At 69.6% G+C, this 1,277-nt stretch carries 1 pseudogene; it reads left to right on the top strand.

Features of this window, described 5'->3' with window-relative positions:
- Window positions 1–713: 713 nt before the first annotated feature.
- Window positions 714–1,277, top strand: a pseudogene (locus tag FKV24_RS03275) (peptidase M28 family protein); the annotation flags it as partial.

Below are 1,277 nucleotides of genomic sequence, written 5' to 3'. Positions count from 1 at the left end.
GAGTCAGGGGGCGATTCGCATCGCAGATGCGAATGGGGGTGTGGAAGCGCAACGGCGGGGCCCAAGGTTTGCGCAGCAAACTTTGGGAGATATCCAGGCGCAGCCGGATATCGTTCCCCCTGAGTCAGGGGGCGATTCGCATCGCAGATGCGAATGGGGGTGTGGCAGCGCAACGGCGGGGCCCAAGGTTTGCGTAGCAAACTTTTGGGGGTTCCCGGGCGCAGCCTGGGGATCGCGGCTTACGCCGCTCCTACGGGATCGTCCGCGATGGCTTACATCGAGGTAGCGGAAGATTCGGTGGGAACGGACGGAACGACCATGCGACACCCGGTCCGGGTTTCGTAGGAGCGGCGTAAGCCGCGATTGAAGCCTTCCCGACGGCCCCGATCGCGGCTCGCGCCGCTCCTACGGACATCCGGCAACCGCTCGCACGGCGCATCGACGGGTTTGCCGACCGGCGGACGGGACAGCCACGACACGCCGCCACTCCGACTTTGGTAGCAGCGGCGCGAGCCGCGATTGAGACGTCATGAGGCTGCCGCACGCCGGCAAGTGCGTCGCCCCTCGTGGCGAGCCGCTCACCTCGCTCAAGGCAGCGGCCAAAAACCCTCAAGTCGCGCATGACTTGCGACACCCCGGCGCGAAGCCGCGAGTTGCTAAGCTCGCGGCTTCGTCCGTTTTCACCCCTTCTTCACCTGTTCCCGGAGCCTCGAATGCGCGTATCCCCGCTGGGTCGGACCGCCACCCTCGCCATCGCCCTGGCCGCCGCCCTCGTGGTCGCCGCACCCGTCGTCATCGGCACCGCCAACGCCGGCGAGGCCGAGAGCACGATTCCGGCGCCGGCGCTGGATTCGGTCGCCGGGTTGCGCGAACAGGCGCTGGCCAGCGACCTCGGCTACCGGATCACCGAATCGCTGACCACCGAGGTCGGCCCGCGCCTGGCCGGCAGCGAGGCCGACGCACGCGCGGTCGCCTGGGCGGTGGCCAAGTTCAAGGCATTGGGCTACGACAAGGTCTGGACCGAGCCGGTGACCTTCCCGAAGTGGGAGCGCCGCAGCGAAAGCGCCCGCATCGTCGGCGCCAACGCGCAGCCGCTGACGGTCACCGCGCTGGGCGGCAGCCCGGCCGGCACGGTCGAGGCCGAGGTCGTGCGCTTCGCCGACCTGGCCGCACTCGAGGCCGCACCGGCAGGCTCGCTCGCCGGCAAGATCGCCTTCATCGACTACCGGATGGAGCGTGCCCGCGACGGCCGCGGCTACGGCCCCGGCAGCCGCGTG

This window comes from Marilutibacter maris (genome assembly GCF_006546735.2).
In the GTDB taxonomy this organism is placed as follows: domain Bacteria; phylum Pseudomonadota; class Gammaproteobacteria; order Xanthomonadales; family Xanthomonadaceae; genus Marilutibacter; species Marilutibacter maris.
The sequence above is the reverse complement of the archived record's forward strand: the minus strand, read 5'-3'. Positions and strand labels throughout refer to the sequence as shown.